The following is a 14,601-nucleotide window of genomic DNA, read 5'->3' on the forward strand; positions in this document are numbered from 1 at the left end:
TTGTATATACAAGGTGATTTGTTATAAAAAAAGCGCAGTAAGCGCTATTGTTTGTTATTTTTTAAATGTTAAGTGACCACCTAAGCGATATTTACTGCCTGGTGATACAAGGCGCGCAAAGCTTACAATGCCGTTAATAGACCATGTGCGTCGAATAACTTGTAAGCATGGCTCTTCGTTATATAAGTTTAACCATTGGCACATTTCGCTGTTTGGCATAATAGCCTCTACGGTATGCCTTGCTTGGGTAAGTGGGGCAACACTAGATAGATATTCATGTGGTGTAAGCGTGCTGAAGTCTTGTTGTAAGTAGCCAGTCGCAAGGGCAGGGTTTACAAAACGCTCTTCTAGCTGCAAAGGGCTGTCATTTTCGTTATGCACAAGTACACTTCGATATACAACACTGTCAACCTCAACACCAAGTGCAATGGCAATAGGTGCGACTGCATTTATTGATTCGAGTATGAGTACGCTACAGGTGTAGTTGCCGTTACGCTCTTTTACTTCATCAGCAATATTTTTTATTTCAAGTAACGATGACTGCGATTTAAATGTAGCTACAAATGTACCTAACCCTTGGCTGCGGGTTAAAATACCTGCCTCGGTTAATTCGCTTAGTGCTCTGCGGGCTGTCATCCTGCTTACACTAAATTGACTACTTAGTTCGTTTTCAGAGGGAACACGTTGGTTTTCTTGCCACGTACCGCTGCGAATTTTATCAACAATGAATTGTTTTATTTGCGCAAATTTAGGTGTCGTCATTAAATTTATGGTTACATTAAAAATAAACTATATAATAAGATGACACAATTATCTTGTATATACAAGATGGGTTGTTAGACTATATTTTCATTATTCACGGTGTGAAAAGGGCTGCAATATGCAAAGTACAACACAAAATTATGAGTTAGAAGAAATCGACTTACTTTTAACTGATGCCAATATTGCCACTATGGATAGCAATATAAATGCCCCTTATGGCGCAATTAAAAATGCTGCTATAGCCATTAAAAATGGTAAAATTGCGTGGATTGGAGAGCAATCAATATTGCCTAGTTTTGATGTGTTTGCAACGCCGACATTGAGTGTAAAAGGACAATGGTTAACGCCGGGCCTAATAGACTGTCATACGCACTTAGTATTTGCAGGTTCAAGATCGCAAGAGTTTGAACAGCGCTTGCAGGGTGTAAGTTATGAGCAAATCGCAGCACAAGGCGGTGGCATAGCAAGTACGGTTAAAGCCACAAGAGCAGCCGATCGTGAACAGCTATTTGTTGATGCAAAAGATCGCTTAAATACGTTGTCAAAAGAAGGTGTAACCACCGTTGAAATAAAGTCAGGTTATGGACTAGATACTGAAAACGAGATAAAAATATTAGAAGTCGCTCGTTTATTAGGTGAACATCACCCTATTGATATTAAAACTACTTTTTTAGGGGCGCATGCTCTACCGCCTGAATACAAAGGCCGTGCTGATGAATATATTGATTTGGTATGTACTGACATGCTTGATCAGGTAGTGGCTAATAATCTTGCTGATGCAGTCGATGTATTTTGTGAAAATGTAGGCTTTAATTATTCGCAAACCAAACGCGTTTTCCAGGCAGCTAAAAAGCATAACCTCCCAGTAAAATGCCATGCTGAACAGTTATCTAATCAACATGGTGCTGAGCTGGTGGCGCAGTTCAATGGCCTTTCGGCGGATCATATAGAGCATCTTGACGAAGAGGGTGTAAAAGCTATGGCAGACGCTGGGACGGTCGCGGTGTTATTGCCAGGCGCATTTTATTTTTTAAGAGAAACTAAATTCCCACCTATTGAATTACTTAATCAATATAAAGTACCGATAGCTATTGCGAGTGATTTTAACCCAGGTACATCTCCCTATGTTCAGTGCACTTGATGATGAACATGGCGTGCACATTATTTAGATTAACACCTGAGCAAGCATTAGCTGGTGTTACTCGAAATGCAGCTAAGGCTCTGGGGTTAGATGAGCGTGGTGTTTTAAAGGTTGGCGCAAGAGCTGACATTGCGCATTGGCAAATAAATCATCCGTCACAATTAAGTTACCAATTTGGCGTAAATAGACTGTTAAACTTATGGATTTTGGGTAAACTTAGTTAGTATTAATTTCGTCCATAATAAACATGCTTTTATTGAATTTTTTAGCGAGTACAAGTGGTGCTAATTTGAGTTTTTTAACCGACAGTAACTTCCCGATATTTTTTAGTGGTGCCTTGTTAATGGCGATGATCGCGTCCTTATTTACTATAAAAAATAGCGGTATGAAGTTTAGCTACCTATGCATTGCTGCTGTTGGCTTAGCAATTTTAAGTCTGGGTACTGCTTGGTTAGCTATTTTACTTGCCTTTGGGTTTTGTTTTCATTTGTGGCAGGCGTTTGAGCGTAGTAATTGGACTATGATCATCATCAGCTCGTTTGCTAGTTTGTTATTTGTTGTACTTTTTTCTGCACATTTATTATTAGCAATCCCTTTATTTTGGATTGTTATCGCTATTTTATTCTTAGCTGTTGCCGGTTTTATCAGTGAAGATGAATTGGCTGAGGAAGTGATTGTCGAAGATAAAGCGCAAGAAATATTTATTGAAAATTCACCACTTTCTAGCTTTGCAGACAGAAAAAAGTTACGAGAAGGCTATTATGCCTGGTGTGATGATACACCCATAAAGGCAGCACTAGTCATTATTCGCCTAGAGGGCTTTGAACAAGTTAACCAGCAAATAGGGCGAGATTTCGGTGACTTATTACTGACTCAATCAGCAAATAGAATAAAAAAACTATTAGAAAACGATGAGATTTTTGATTTAGGGTCACAAGAAAAACTGGCGCATTTAGGTGGACTTAACTTTGCCTTTATTTGTAGTTTGGCGACTCAAAATCATCTTCATGAGCACGTTATAGAGCACATTCTTGGTGCAACATTAAAACCTTTCAACGTTGCAAACTGTACCGTAGAGGTTAACGCACGAGCAAGTTATGTGGATTGCGGGGCACAAGAAAATAATTTTGATGATTTAATCTCCTACGCATATTTAGCGCTTGATAGTCACCCTCAACGAAAGGTGGTCCCGTATCATCAGCAAATGATGGTAGAGCAACTTGAGCAACAAGCACGCTTAAAAGAGTTAGCTAATATCGACTTTTCAAGTGAACTAGAGCTCTATTTTCAACCAATTATTCGTAATGATGATGGAAAAATAGAATTTTTAGAACTGTTGTTACGTTGGCAGCATCCAAAGCAAGGTATTTTATCTGCAAATAGATTTATTGATGATATTAGAATTGCAGGATTGGCTTATCCATTAGCTACTTTTGTGATAGAGCGTGCGGCAGAACTTGCAATGGCATTGCGTATAGAAGGGATAGCAATACCGCTTAGTATTAATGTATTTGGTCCTGAAATGCTTAATGAAGAGTTTGTTGAGTTTGTTGACCGCATCATAAGTGAACATCAACTAGAGGCTGGGGATTTAATTGTTGAATGCCCGTTACACATTTTTACCAATTTAGATAATAGAGGTAGGGCGATGATTGCTAGGCTCAATAACATTGGATTAAAAGTCTGTGTTGATGGGCTCGGTGATAATCCAGTACTACTGTCTAAATTACCCAATTTAGCTGTTGAGTATATTAAAGTTGCACCGTCGTTAACTGCTGATTTTAGCAATCAAAATAATATACGCAGTTTAATTAGTGGCATGGTTGAAATGCATAACCAGCAAAAGACTAAAGTTATTTTTGAGGGCGTAGAAACGTTTGAGCAACTGAGATTTGTTAAAAGTTTAAATGCTTATGCTGCACAAGGTTATTACTTTGGTCATCCATTGAGTAGTATTGGTTTAATGAGCTGGCTAAAGCAGTGGCAGTTAACACAAGGGGAATATATTCCTCCTACTTCACGGTAAATAGCAATATTAATTTTATTTCAATAAAAGTAAGGCGTTTACTAAAGACCTTCTTTAGCTTGTAAATAGGTATTCACTAGCGCGCTAATTACTTGCCCACAGTGTTGCATGCCATTCTCAACGTCATTTGGATGCTGATTTGGTGCAGCTTCACATAAATGTAAATACTGAGACTGACGGTTTTTAGCGGCTAAATGCACAAAGTGCTCACTGTCGTCCACGTTAAATCCACTGCACGTATAGGCACTTACTGGCATGTAAGAAATGCTGTCTAAATCTACTTCAACTCCAAGTGGTAAGTTATCAAAGCTATTTAGTGCATTATTAACGGCTTGAGTGAGTGTAATATCCCGTCTCACTTTTATCGATTGGTAGCTATTAAATTTAAAATTAGCGTTAGCCATAGCTTCAAGAATAGCTTGATTGTTTTTCAGTTCGTGCAAACCAATCACGTGATAATTATTTAAGAGTTGTTCGTTGTACGCATACCGGAAACCGTTGCCACTGTGACGGCCTTCACAGTCTCTAAAGTCGGCATGAGGATCAAAATTTATGGCATTAACCGGTGTATTTTTATATTTACTTAAAGCACGAATAATACCTAAACAGTTATTATGCCCCCCGCCAATAATAATTGGCTCAAGACCTGCTTTAAATATAAGGGATAATACATTTTCTACTCGTTCATCGAGTTGCTGACATAAATTTCGTAATTGATTTAACTGTTTAGGCTGTTGATTATCAAGCTGCTTACTTTTTGCCATTAGATCATCAACATTGACTTCACCTAATAAAAGTACTTTTTGTGTAGCAATAAATTGATTATGAGGTTGGTTTAAAAAACGCTTTAAAAAAGCCGGCCACGCTTCGTCTGCACCGCCATTTCCTAGGTTTGCTTTGGGGCCAATATCTTCGCAAATACCGAGTAATACATAGCGAATACCAAACTGTGCTGCATCAATAAGTGCTTGTTGCACATTAACTTGAGTATCGAGCAAGGCCATCGCTTGCCAAGCTTTTTTCGTTTGCGCGGATAGAGCAAATCGCTTTAACCGCGCTTTCATCATATACCTTTAAATGCTTGGTCACGTTATGCTTCTACGATTTCCAATTCTAGTTCTTCAGCAGATAAAACAATGCCAGTACTGTCAGCATAAATAAAGTCGTCATCAAAAAATGATACACCAGCAAAGTTAACACCTATAGCGTCTTCGCCAGCACCTTCGCTGTCGGCAGCAACCGGTATTGAGGCAATTGCTTGAATACCTAAATCAAGTTCTTCAAGCTCATCGACATGACGTACTGCGCCGTATACAACAATGCCATTCCAGTTGTTTTCGAGTGCAAGTTCGGCTATTTCGATGTCGATAAGCGCACGACGAGTTGAACCACCGCCATCAATAAGAAGCACTAAGCCAGTACCATCTTGAGAAAGTAATTCGCGGATCAGTTCATTATTTTCAAAACATTTAACAGTTTTAATGCGACCACCAAAACTGTGGCGACCACCAAAGTTGATGAACATTGGTTCTAGCACGTCAACCACATCAGCAAAGTGGTCGCATAAATCAGAAGTGCTGTAATCCATTATTTTATCCTCAAAAGGTACATTAATTTATACCTCAGTATACCCTCCTCATAAGCAATAACAACGACTTAATCGCAGTAAATTTAGGCAAAATAAGAAGAGAATCAATAAAAGCAACAATAGTGTCTTAAAAGCGTCACGCAATTGTTATTTACAACACCTAAGCTAAAACAGTGTTCATATATTATGCAGCTAGGAGTAAGTGATGGATGGTAATAATATGCTTAAAAAAGTAGCTCAAATAGATGAGCAATTATTTTTAACTCTGTTTAATTGTAAATCGCCTTCATGGCTGAAAGTAATTGCATTTGGACTATCAAAAAGTGGTGATGGTGGCCTTTATCTACTCATATGTGGGGCTGTATGGTGGTTAAGTGACAATGAACCATATCAGTTATTACCAGTAACTTTGCTACTCGGATTTGCGATAGAAAGACCTATCTACTTTTTAGCTAAAAATCGTTTTGCTCGGGTTCGGCCGTGCGATTGTTTAGTTACAAACGCTTACATAGTACCTAGTGATAAATTTAGTTTACCTTCAGGACACAGTGCAGCCGCATTTTTAGTCGCGATGATCTTAAGCCATTTTTTTCCTGAATATACTTGGCTACTATTTGGCTGGGCCTCGGGAGTGGCAATTTCTCGAGTTGTACTCGGGGTTCATTTTCCCGCAGATATTATTCTAGGTGCTGTGGTTGGTAGTTCATGTGCGATATTTTCTTTAGCATTAGTGGTGCCTGAATGAAAATATTATATGGTATTCAAGGTACTGGGAATGGTCATGTTACTCGCGCCCGGGTCATGGCAAGTGGTTTTAAGGAATTAGGAATTGATGTTGATTATATTTTTTCAGGACGTGCTAAAAAAGACTACTTTGATATGCAAGAGTTTGGGCAGTATAAAAGTTTTCGGGGGTTATCTTTTGATACAGAAAATGGTCAAGTAAAAAGCTATCGAACAGTTAGCAACGCACGCCCTTGTAAATTGCTTGCAGATATAAAGTCGCTCGATGTAAAACAGTATGATTTTGTACTCAATGACTTTGAGCCAGTTTCTGCATGGGCTGCAAAAAGGGCTGGAATTCCGGTTGTTGGAATTAGCCATCAGGCCGCATTTTTGTCCAGTAGTGTGCCTATGTTTAGTCGCGGGATTTTACGTAAGTCACTTATTAAATACTACGCACCAGCCAATACGTATTTAGGTGTTCATTGGCAGCCTTTCGCGCATAATATTATTCCCCCTTTTATCGCTAATCATCAACATGGCAATCCAGTGGCGGTTATGAATAAAGTATTGGTGTATTTACCTTTCGAAAATTTAGACAGCATTATAGATTATTTAAAAGACTTCCCCGAAAAAGAGTTTTATTGTTATCACCCGCACGCCTGTAATCAATCTATTGGACATATACATTTGCGTTCCCCTTCACGCACTGGCTTTTTAAATGATTTAGCAAATACAAGTGGCGTAATAGGAAACGCAGGGTTTGAGCTTGCTAGTGAAGCATTAAAATTAGGAAAAAAATTATTATTAAAACCTTTAGACGGGCAGTTTGAGCAAGGCGCTAATGCACAAACGCTACTTGCAATGGGCATGGCACATGTAATGAGTTATTTAAATCCCCAAGCGCTTGATGATTGGAATACTGCGCCACAAAATAAACAGATTAATTATCCCAGTGATCCCGCACCTTTAATTTTTTGGCTGCTTAAAAAACAATGGAATAATACACACTCATTACATAAAGGTTTATGGGGAAGTGTGAATTTATAATGATGAAAACTAAAATTAACAACACTAAATAACTATATAAAATAAAAATCTATTAATTTAATTAGTTGCTTTGACTCAATAAGCTATAATATTAAAGCATATTTAATAAAGGCGTTTTCGATGATTTTTTTACAAAACTTAACTATTAAACGACGTTTGCAATTAAACGCAGTTGTTGTTGGTTTAGCTATGGTGATTCTTTTATGTGTGATCATTTTTGAATCACGTACAACCTTAAACTTAAATAAGACTATTCAATTAGCAGAAGAACTTAATGTACATGCACTAGCACTGCGTAAACATGAGAAAAATTTTCTATTTTATAAGCACGAAGAAGCGTTAACTGAATTTGAAACTGATTTTAAGCAGTTAAGTAGTAAAATTACAAAATTAAAGCAATCAATGAGCCAACAAGATATTTCTGCTGCTCAGGTTGAGCATTTTGAGCAACTAATTAATAGTTATAACAATGATTTTAATACTGTTGTTAAATTACAAAAAGAGATTGGGCTGAATCCTAAAGATGGCTTATATGGTAAGCTCAGAGCTGCTGTGCATGAAGTCGAAGTACTGCTGAAAGAGCAGCAAGACTACAAGCTTTTATCATCTATGTTGCAACTTAGGCGCTCAGAAAAAGATTTTATGCTGAGATTTGATATTAAATACTTAGAGCGATTTAATGAAGGCATAAATACGTTTAAGCAACAGATAGCATCGACTGATCTGCTAAGCAGCTACAAAGCAAAAATAACCCCTTTGATTGATATGTATCAAAATGAGTTTGAAACACTTGTACAAGCGCAAACAGCATTAGGCTTAGACCTTAATTCTGGTGCGTTAGGTGTGATGCGAGAAAGCGTCAATAAAAGCGATGTAATTGTTACTCAAATTGTTAAAGAAACAAAACTACAAGTTGAAAAGAGTGTAGAACAAGCACAATTTTTAGCCATTTTGGTTTTTGTAATTGCAGGTGTGATTGTTCTAGCGCTTGTTTACTTTACCAGTCACTCAATCATTGTACCTATAGAGCGTGTTTATCACACCATTAACGACATTCGCCGTAATAATGATTTAAGTGTGATGATAGAGCAAACAGGTAAAGATGAAATTACCACCATGACAATCGATTTTAATAGCCTCATTGGTGACTTTAGAAACTTAATAAATGAAGTCAACACGGCTTTAAATACGCTTAATGTAGCCACTGAGCATTTATCAGAAAGCACTGCAGCAACAAGTTCAGGTATGCAAGAGCAACTTCATGAAGCAGATATGGTAGCAACCGCGGCAACTGAAATGCAGGCGACTATTCAAGATATTTCTCATAATACCGAAGCAGCAGCCAAAAAAGCGGAATCGACCAACTTAAGTGCACAGCAAGGGCGTAATGAAGTGGATTCAACGGTTAAGCATATTAGAGACCTATCTGAATCCCTTGGGAATGCATCGAGTGTGGTATCACAGCTCGAAAAAGATGGGGAGACAATTGGTTCTGTGCTTGATGTGATCCGTGGTATTGCTGAGCAAACAAATTTACTCGCACTTAATGCTGCAATTGAAGCTGCTCGAGCTGGTGAGTATGGTCGTGGTTTTGCTGTAGTAGCAGATGAAGTCCGTTCACTTGCACAACGTACACAAGAGTCTACTAGCGAGATTGAAGGGATTATTAATACATTACAACAGCGCACTCAAGAAGTTGTGAGTATTATGCATCAGTGTCGTTCACAAGGCGATGAAAGTGCCTCGCAAGCGATTAAGGCCGGAGAATTATTAGGTGCAATTACGGAAGATGTACAAACTATAATGGAAATGAGTACTCAAATAGCCGTCGCAATTGACGAGCAAAGCCAAGTGGCGTCAGAGGTTAATAAAAATGTAGTGCGTATTCGTGATATTGCTCAAGATGCATCAGGGCATGCCGCGAACAATGCACAAACAAGTGAAGAAGTATCTGAGCAGGCTCGTGTGTTATTTAGCGCGATTGATAAGTTTAAGGTATAAATAAAGCTTGTAAAAAATAACCAATAAAGTTTAAGGAATAAACTTTATTGGTACACTGTCTTTACTTTGCTTGAGCTCAATTACACGCTCTAAATATTCAGCCCACAATGTATCGTGCTGCTCTTGCAGTTTTACAAAATAGTGCCAGCTAAATAACCCGCTATTATGGCCATCATCAAAATCTAAGCGCAAGGCATAGTGTCCAACAGGTGCAATACTTTTTATTCCTACATCTTGCTTATTAAGTACTAGCTTCATTGGACCAGAGCCATGGCCTTGCACTTCAGCAGAAGGGAGTGAACACGTAAAAATTCACAGCTAAAGACGGCTTGGCTGTCATCATCAAAGTAAACATCTAGATTTTTACTCACACTGTGGTAATGCACTTTTGTTACGTGTTTCATTTAATATATCCCATTAAAAAGCCTCCAATATGGAGGCTTTTAGTATAACGTTTATATTCGTTTTATAGAATAAAGCGGCTTAAGTCTTCATCTTCAACAAGTGCACCTAAGTGTTTTTCAACATAAGCGGCATCGATTACTAAAGACGAACCTGCTTTTTCAGAAGCATCGTATGAAATCTCTTCCATCAATCTTTCCATTACAGTATGAAGACGACGAGCACCGATGTTTTCGGTTTTTTCGTTAACTTGCCAAGCGGCTTTAGCAATACGCTCAATTGCATCATCACTAAACTCAATTGATACCTGTTCAGTTTTAAGTAGCTCGCGTTGTTGCTCAGTAAGCGATGCATGAGGCTCTGTAAGGATGCGTTTAAAGTCATCTGCAGTGAGTGCTTCAAGTTCTACTCGAATCGGTAAGCGACCTTGTAGCTCTGGGATCATATCTGATGGCTTTGCCATCTGAAACGCACCAGAGGCAATAAACAACATATGGTCAGTTTTAACCATGCCGTGTTTAGTGTTTACTGTTGAGCCTTCAATTAGCGGTAGCAAGTCGCGCTGAACACCTTCTCGGCTCACATCAGGGCCTGAAGAATCGCCGCGCTTACAAATTTTGTCTATTTCATCAATAAACACAATACCGTTTTGCTCTACTGCAAAAATAGCTTGTTCTTTTAGCTCTTCAGGATTTACTAATTTAGCGGCTTCTTCTTCCGTTAATAGTTTGAAGGCTTCTTTGATTTTTAGTTTACGTTTAGTACGCTTATCGCCGCCCATGTTTTGAAACATGCTTTGTAGCTGGTTGGTCATATCTTCCATACCAGGAGGCGCCATAATTTCTACGTTTGGTTGTGCTTGTGCTAAATCGATTTCAATTTCTTTATCATCTAACTGACCTTCACGTAGCTTTTTACGGAATGTTTGACGTGTTGATGAATTATCGTCGCGTTGGCTTTCGCCAAATTGGTCTTTTGCAGGAGGTAAAAGGGCATCTAAAATGCGCTCTTCTGCTGCTTCTTCGGCGCGATGTTTAAACTTTTTAGTCTGCTGTTCGCGAGTCATTTTAATTGATACATCGACTAAATCGCGGATGATTGTCTCAACTTCTTTACCAACATAGCCAACTTCAGTGAACTTAGTCGCTTCTACTTTAATGAATGGCGCATTCGCTAATTTTGCTAAACGGCGTGCAATTTCTGTTTTACCTACGCCGGTTGGACCAATCATTAAAATATTTTTTGGTGTTACTTCGCTGCGTAAATCTTCATTTAATTGCATACGACGCCAGCGATTACGAAGCGCGATAGCTACTGCTTTTTTAGCTTTAGCCTGACCTATAATATGCTGATCTAGCTCGTGAACAATTTCTCTTGGGGTCATATCAGACATAATAGTTCCTATTATAATTCTTCGATTGTTTGGAAGTTATTAGTAAATACGCAGATGTTGCCTGCAATAGTTAAACTTTTTTCTACTATTTCACGAGCGCTTAAGTCGGTATTTTCTAATAAGGCTGTTGCTGCTGATTGGGCAAAGTTACCACCACTGCCAATTGCAATTAGGTCGTTTTCTGGCTGAACCACATCACCGTTACCGGTAATAATTAAAGAGGCTGTTTCGTCTGCTACAGCGAGCAATGCTTCGAGTTTTCGAAGTGCACGGTCACTTCGCCAATCTTTAGCCATTTCTACTGCGGCTTTAGTTAGGTTTCCTTGGTGCATTTCTAATTTGCTTTCAAAGCGTTCGAAAAGAGTGAAGGCATCAGCAGTACCGCCGGCAAAACCAGCGATTACTTTGCCATTATAAAGGCGTCGAACTTTACGGGCGTTGCCCTTCATTACGGTGTTACCAAGAGACACTTGGCCATCGCCGCCAATTACAACTTTGTCGCCGCGGCGAACACTTACGATAGTAGTCATGTTATTCCTCATCATCGAGCTGCAGAGGCAACTCGTAAAAAACGATTATGATGAGGTTATATGGGTGAATGGTTTATTTTCAAGTCCAGCCCCAAATTCCGCAGCCGACTATTTTTACACGTTTAAGTTTGTTTTTATCGCTTTCGGCTTGGCGTTTGGTTTTATAAGGGCCTAAACGTACTTTATACCAAGTACCATTGCTGCCTTCAGCCTGTTTTATCTCAGAAATGAGCCCTGCAAATGCGATTTTAGCTTTTAACGATTCAGCTTGTGCGTGGGTTTTAAACGAACCGCATTGCATAACATAAGGACCTTTTTGTTCAAGCTCTTTTACTTCAACTTGAATTTCGTGGTTTCTAATTTCTTTAATAAATTCCGGCGTGCGTGGAATAACAACTTCTACTTTTTCAGGCGCAGTTGGGTGAGCTTGCTTTTCGACAAGTTTTGGATCGGCATTACTTTTAATAAACCATAATCCGTAAACGAAACCACCTACAAGTAAAATAGCAATGCTCACTAAAAAAATTGGAAATGGTTTTTTAGTGGGTGCTTTTTTAGTGTTTTTTCTATTTGCTGGTTTTTTGTTAATGTAATCGTGCTGTGCCATAGCGTTATTTTGGCCTTAACCTAAATCATGTCTATAGGGTCTACGTCTAAGCTCCAGCGCACTTTTTGTGCAAGTTTGCTTGAGCTTAAATAATCAACCATTTGCGCAAGGTACTGATGTAATATGCGACGATCTTGCGCTTGAATATGTAATTGAAAGCGATACATACCTGCGACTTTTTCAAGAGGTGCAGGGATCGGACCGAGCAATTGTATACCAGATACCCCATTCACAGGAACCAAATCCGTCAAAAAATCGACGACTAGTTTAATACTATGTCCTTGTGCACGGACAATGGCCATATTTGTAATGGGTGGTAAGTCCGCATCATCGCGCTCACTAAGGGCAAAACGGGCAAAATCCTGATAACCGTTATTAACTAAGTCTTGTAAAAGTGGGTGCTCTGGAAAGTGTGTTTGTAATAATACTTGGCCAGGCTCCCCTGAACGTCCTGCACGACCAGCTACCTGAGTAACTAACTGTGCTAAATGCTCTGTCGCTCTAAAATCGCATGAATATAACCCGCTATCAACGTCTAAAATTATAACGAGGCTTACATCTGCAAAGTGATGACCTTTAGCAAGCATTTGTGTGCCTACTAGAATGCGTGCACCGCCTAGGTTTATTTCATCTAGTGCTTTTTCAAGGCTACCTTTACGGCGAGTTGAATCGCGGTCTATGCGAGTAACGGGTGTATCAGGGAATTCGGTTGATAAAAATTCTTCAATTTGCTCTGTGCCTTTGCCGTTAGGAAATATTTGCGTGCTGCCACAATCAGGGCATTGGTGAGGAACAGGGTACTGGTCGCCACAGTGATGGCAGATCATTTGCCCAATCGCTTTGTGAAAAGTGGCGCTGGTACTGCAGCGTTTACATTCACTTAGCCAGCCACACTCATGGCAAATAAGAGTGGGTGAGAAACCTCGACGATTTAAAAACACCATAACCTGTTTACCGCGGTTTAAATGCTGTCGCATAGTGGCAAGGCTAGCATGTGCAATACCTGCTTGGTTGGGCTGACCTTTCATATCGAGTAACTTAAACTGGTTGTCGGTGGCTGTTTGCGCGCGCTCGGTTAAGCTTAATAACTGATATTTGTTATTAAGTGCTTTGTGGAGCGTTTCAAGCGCGGGTGTGGCGCTGCCTAATATAAGTGGAATTTTATGCTGAAAAGCTCTATAAGCGGCTAAATCACGAGCATGGTAACGAAGGGTATCTTGTTGTTTAAATGACGAGTCGTGTTCTTCATCAACAACAATCATACCGAGTTTTAAAAATGGCAGAAAAATACTCGAACGTGTGCCAATAACTATCGCACAACTGCCTTTTTCACAAAATCGCCATGTTTGTAGGCGTTCGTTGTCGGTAAGTGCTGAGTGCCAAAGCATAACAGGTGTATCTGGGAAGCGGCGACGAAAACGGTTTACCGTTTGCGGTGTTAGGCCGATTTCGGGCACGAGTACGAGGGCTTGCTCGCCACGTTTTAATATTTCTTCTAAGCACTGTAAATACACTTCAGTTTTACCACTGCCCGTTACGCCTTCTAATAAAAAGCTGCTAAAGCCGGTACTTTGATTGATTGCTGTACAGGCCACTGCTTGTTCTTTATTAAGTACCGGTTTACTACCGACGGTTGGCGCAACGCTTTGCCATTGGTTATCGTGTTCGATAGTTTGTGTGATGAGTTCTTTAGCAATGAGGCTATCTATTGTTTTTTTACTAAAGCCAAGTGCTTTTAGTTCGGTTAACGATGACTTACCTGATTGTGATAACTGCTTTAATAAGTTGAGTTGAGTTTTAGCTTTTAATGACGGTACTTTAGCGCCTTTTTCGGTAAGCATTACCATGTTAATGCTTGTTTTGTCTGGTGATTCACCTTGGCGTAGTGCACTAGGCAGAGCTATATGAATCGTTTCGCCGAGTGGGTAACAATAATAACGCGCTGTAAAACTAAGGAGATCTAAATGTTCGCTAGATAATATTGGGGTATCGTCGATAACTTCAAAAATGCTTTTAATTTTACTCTCGGGTACTTCAGTACTCTTTTTTACTGCTAATATAACAGCCACTTTACGCTGATTACCAAAGGGTACCAAAACGCGCATTCCGGGCTTCAGATCAGAAACCAAGCCTGGGAGCTGTTCATCTACTTTATAATCAAAGGTGCGCGGTAATGGGACTTTAATAGCAACTTCAACAAAACGCATAACAACTCAACCAATAAAATTAATGGTGTAATGTACTAAATATACAGTTAAAAACCTACTAGCAAATTATAGTCATTTTATTATTTGGTTACTTTTTTAGCAAAAAATTATAATTAAACCTTGTGTGCTCGGTAGTTGTTGGATAAAATCCGCCACCAACAAATTTGTTTT

General features: G+C 39.3%; 10 protein-coding genes and 3 pseudogenes. 5 read left to right on the forward strand and 8 right to left on the reverse strand.

What is annotated here, in order from left to right; genetic code table 11:
- Positions 1–54: 54 nt before the first annotated feature.
- The gene (hutC, locus tag P4S65_RS06215) at positions 55–762 is read right to left on the reverse strand and encodes a histidine utilization repressor (protein WP_337119764.1); all 708 of its coding nucleotides are present in this window, start codon (positions 760–762) and stop codon (positions 55–57) included.
- Between the two features lie 118 nt (positions 763–880).
- On the opposite strand from hutC, the pseudogene hutI reads away from it, so the two are divergent.
- Both hutI and P4S65_RS06225 read left to right on the forward strand, forming a co-directional pair.
- Positions 881–2,127: pseudogene (hutI, locus tag P4S65_RS06220) on the forward strand (imidazolonepropionase).
- A 119-nt stretch (positions 2,128–2,246) separates the two neighbouring features.
- Entirely contained in the window at positions 2,247–3,929 is a 1,683-nt protein-coding gene (locus tag P4S65_RS06225; RefSeq protein ID WP_337120733.1) for a bifunctional diguanylate cyclase/phosphodiesterase, read from the forward strand.
- Positions 3,930–3,970: 41 nt separating this feature from the next.
- Here P4S65_RS06225 and P4S65_RS06230 read toward each other — a convergent pair.
- Both P4S65_RS06230 and rraA read right to left on the reverse strand, forming a co-directional pair.
- Positions 3,971–5,018 (reverse strand): annotated as a pseudogene (locus tag P4S65_RS06230) (formimidoylglutamase).
- Position 5,019: 1 nt separating this feature from the next.
- Entirely contained in the window at positions 5,020–5,517 is a 498-nt protein-coding gene (gene rraA, locus P4S65_RS06235; RefSeq protein ID WP_007377253.1) for a ribonuclease E activity regulator RraA, read from the reverse strand.
- Positions 5,518–5,722: 205 nt separating this feature from the next.
- Here rraA and P4S65_RS06240 point away from each other — a divergent pair, with 205 nt between their 5' ends.
- The 3 genes from P4S65_RS06240 (at position 5,723) to P4S65_RS06250 (ending at position 9,291) form a co-directional block, all read left to right on the forward strand.
- Positions 5,723–6,262 carry a phosphatase PAP2 family protein gene (locus tag P4S65_RS06240; protein ID WP_096792360.1) on the forward strand — a complete coding sequence of 180 codons (540 nt, stop codon included), beginning with the start codon at positions 5,723–5,725 and terminating at the stop codon, positions 6,260–6,262.
- Positions 6,259–7,290 (forward strand): MJ1255/VC2487 family glycosyltransferase, encoded by a 1,032-nt coding sequence (locus P4S65_RS06245; protein ID WP_096792361.1) that lies wholly within the window; start codon positions 6,259–6,261, stop codon positions 7,288–7,290. The genes P4S65_RS06240 and P4S65_RS06245 overlap by 4 nt, the downstream gene beginning before the upstream one ends.
- A 120-nt stretch (positions 7,291–7,410) precedes the next feature.
- Entirely contained in the window at positions 7,411–9,291 is a 1,881-nt protein-coding gene (locus tag P4S65_RS06250; protein WP_008137662.1) for a methyl-accepting chemotaxis protein, read from the forward strand.
- 30 nt (positions 9,292–9,321) lie between these two features.
- Here P4S65_RS06250 and P4S65_RS06255 read toward each other — a convergent pair.
- The 5 genes and pseudogenes from P4S65_RS06255 to priA all read right to left on the reverse strand — a co-directional run bounded on the left by P4S65_RS06255 (position 9,322) and on the right by priA (position 14,430).
- Positions 9,322–9,695, reverse strand: a pseudogene (locus P4S65_RS06255) (gamma-butyrobetaine hydroxylase-like domain-containing protein).
- 62 nt (positions 9,696–9,757) lie between these two features.
- Complete coding sequence (hslU, locus tag P4S65_RS06260) at positions 9,758–11,086, reverse strand: HslU--HslV peptidase ATPase subunit (protein WP_007377248.1); 1,329 nt, start codon at positions 11,084–11,086, stop codon at positions 9,758–9,760.
- An 11-nt stretch (positions 11,087–11,097) separates the two neighbouring features.
- Entirely contained in the window at positions 11,098–11,616 is a 519-nt protein-coding gene (gene hslV, locus P4S65_RS06265; RefSeq protein ID WP_002958366.1) for an ATP-dependent protease subunit HslV, read from the reverse strand.
- Positions 11,617–11,695: 79 nt separating this feature from the next.
- Positions 11,696–12,223: an SPOR domain-containing protein gene (locus P4S65_RS06270; protein ID WP_149613920.1), complete on the reverse strand. Its 528-nt coding sequence runs from the start codon at positions 12,221–12,223 to the stop codon at positions 11,696–11,698.
- A gap of 20 nt (positions 12,224–12,243) precedes the next feature.
- A complete protein-coding gene (gene priA / locus P4S65_RS06275) occupies positions 12,244–14,430 on the reverse strand; it encodes a primosomal protein N' (RefSeq protein ID WP_337119765.1) in 2,187 nt (728 codons plus the stop codon).
- Between the last annotated feature and the right edge of the window lie 171 nt (positions 14,431–14,601).

The organism is Pseudoalteromonas sp. B131b (assembly GCF_037162545.1).
Classification (GTDB): Bacteria; Pseudomonadota; Gammaproteobacteria; order Enterobacterales; family Alteromonadaceae; genus Pseudoalteromonas; species Pseudoalteromonas fuliginea.

What these genes read in the sequence shown, in the direction of transcription:
- rraA (WP_007377253.1), bottom strand. Translation starts at nt 5,517, where the DNA reads ATGGATTACAGCACTTCTGATTTATGCGACCACTTTGCTGATGTGGTT.
- P4S65_RS06250 (WP_008137662.1), top strand. Translation starts at nt 7,411, where the DNA reads ATGATTTTTTTACAAAACTTAACTATTAAACGACGTTTGCAATTAAAC.
- hslV (WP_002958366.1), bottom strand. Translation starts at nt 11,616, where the DNA reads ATGACTACTATCGTAAGTGTTCGCCGCGGCGACAAAGTTGTAATTGGC.
- hslU (WP_007377248.1), bottom strand. Translation starts at nt 11,086, where the DNA reads ATGTCTGATATGACCCCAAGAGAAATTGTTCACGAGCTAGATCAGCAT.
- hutC (WP_337119764.1), bottom strand. Translation starts at nt 762, where the DNA reads ATGACGACACCTAAATTTGCGCAAATAAAACAATTCATTGTTGATAAA.
- P4S65_RS06245 (WP_096792361.1), top strand. Translation starts at nt 6,259, where the DNA reads ATGAAAATATTATATGGTATTCAAGGTACTGGGAATGGTCATGTTACT.
- P4S65_RS06270 (WP_149613920.1), bottom strand. Translation starts at nt 12,223, where the DNA reads ATGGCACAGCACGATTACATTAACAAAAAACCAGCAAATAGAAAAAAC.
- P4S65_RS06240 (WP_096792360.1), top strand. Translation starts at nt 5,723, where the DNA reads ATGGATGGTAATAATATGCTTAAAAAAGTAGCTCAAATAGATGAGCAA.
- priA (WP_337119765.1), bottom strand. Translation starts at nt 14,430, where the DNA reads ATGCGTTTTGTTGAAGTTGCTATTAAAGTCCCATTACCGCGCACCTTT.
- P4S65_RS06225 (WP_337120733.1), top strand. Translation starts at nt 2,247, where the DNA reads ATGGCGATGATCGCGTCCTTATTTACTATAAAAAATAGCGGTATGAAG.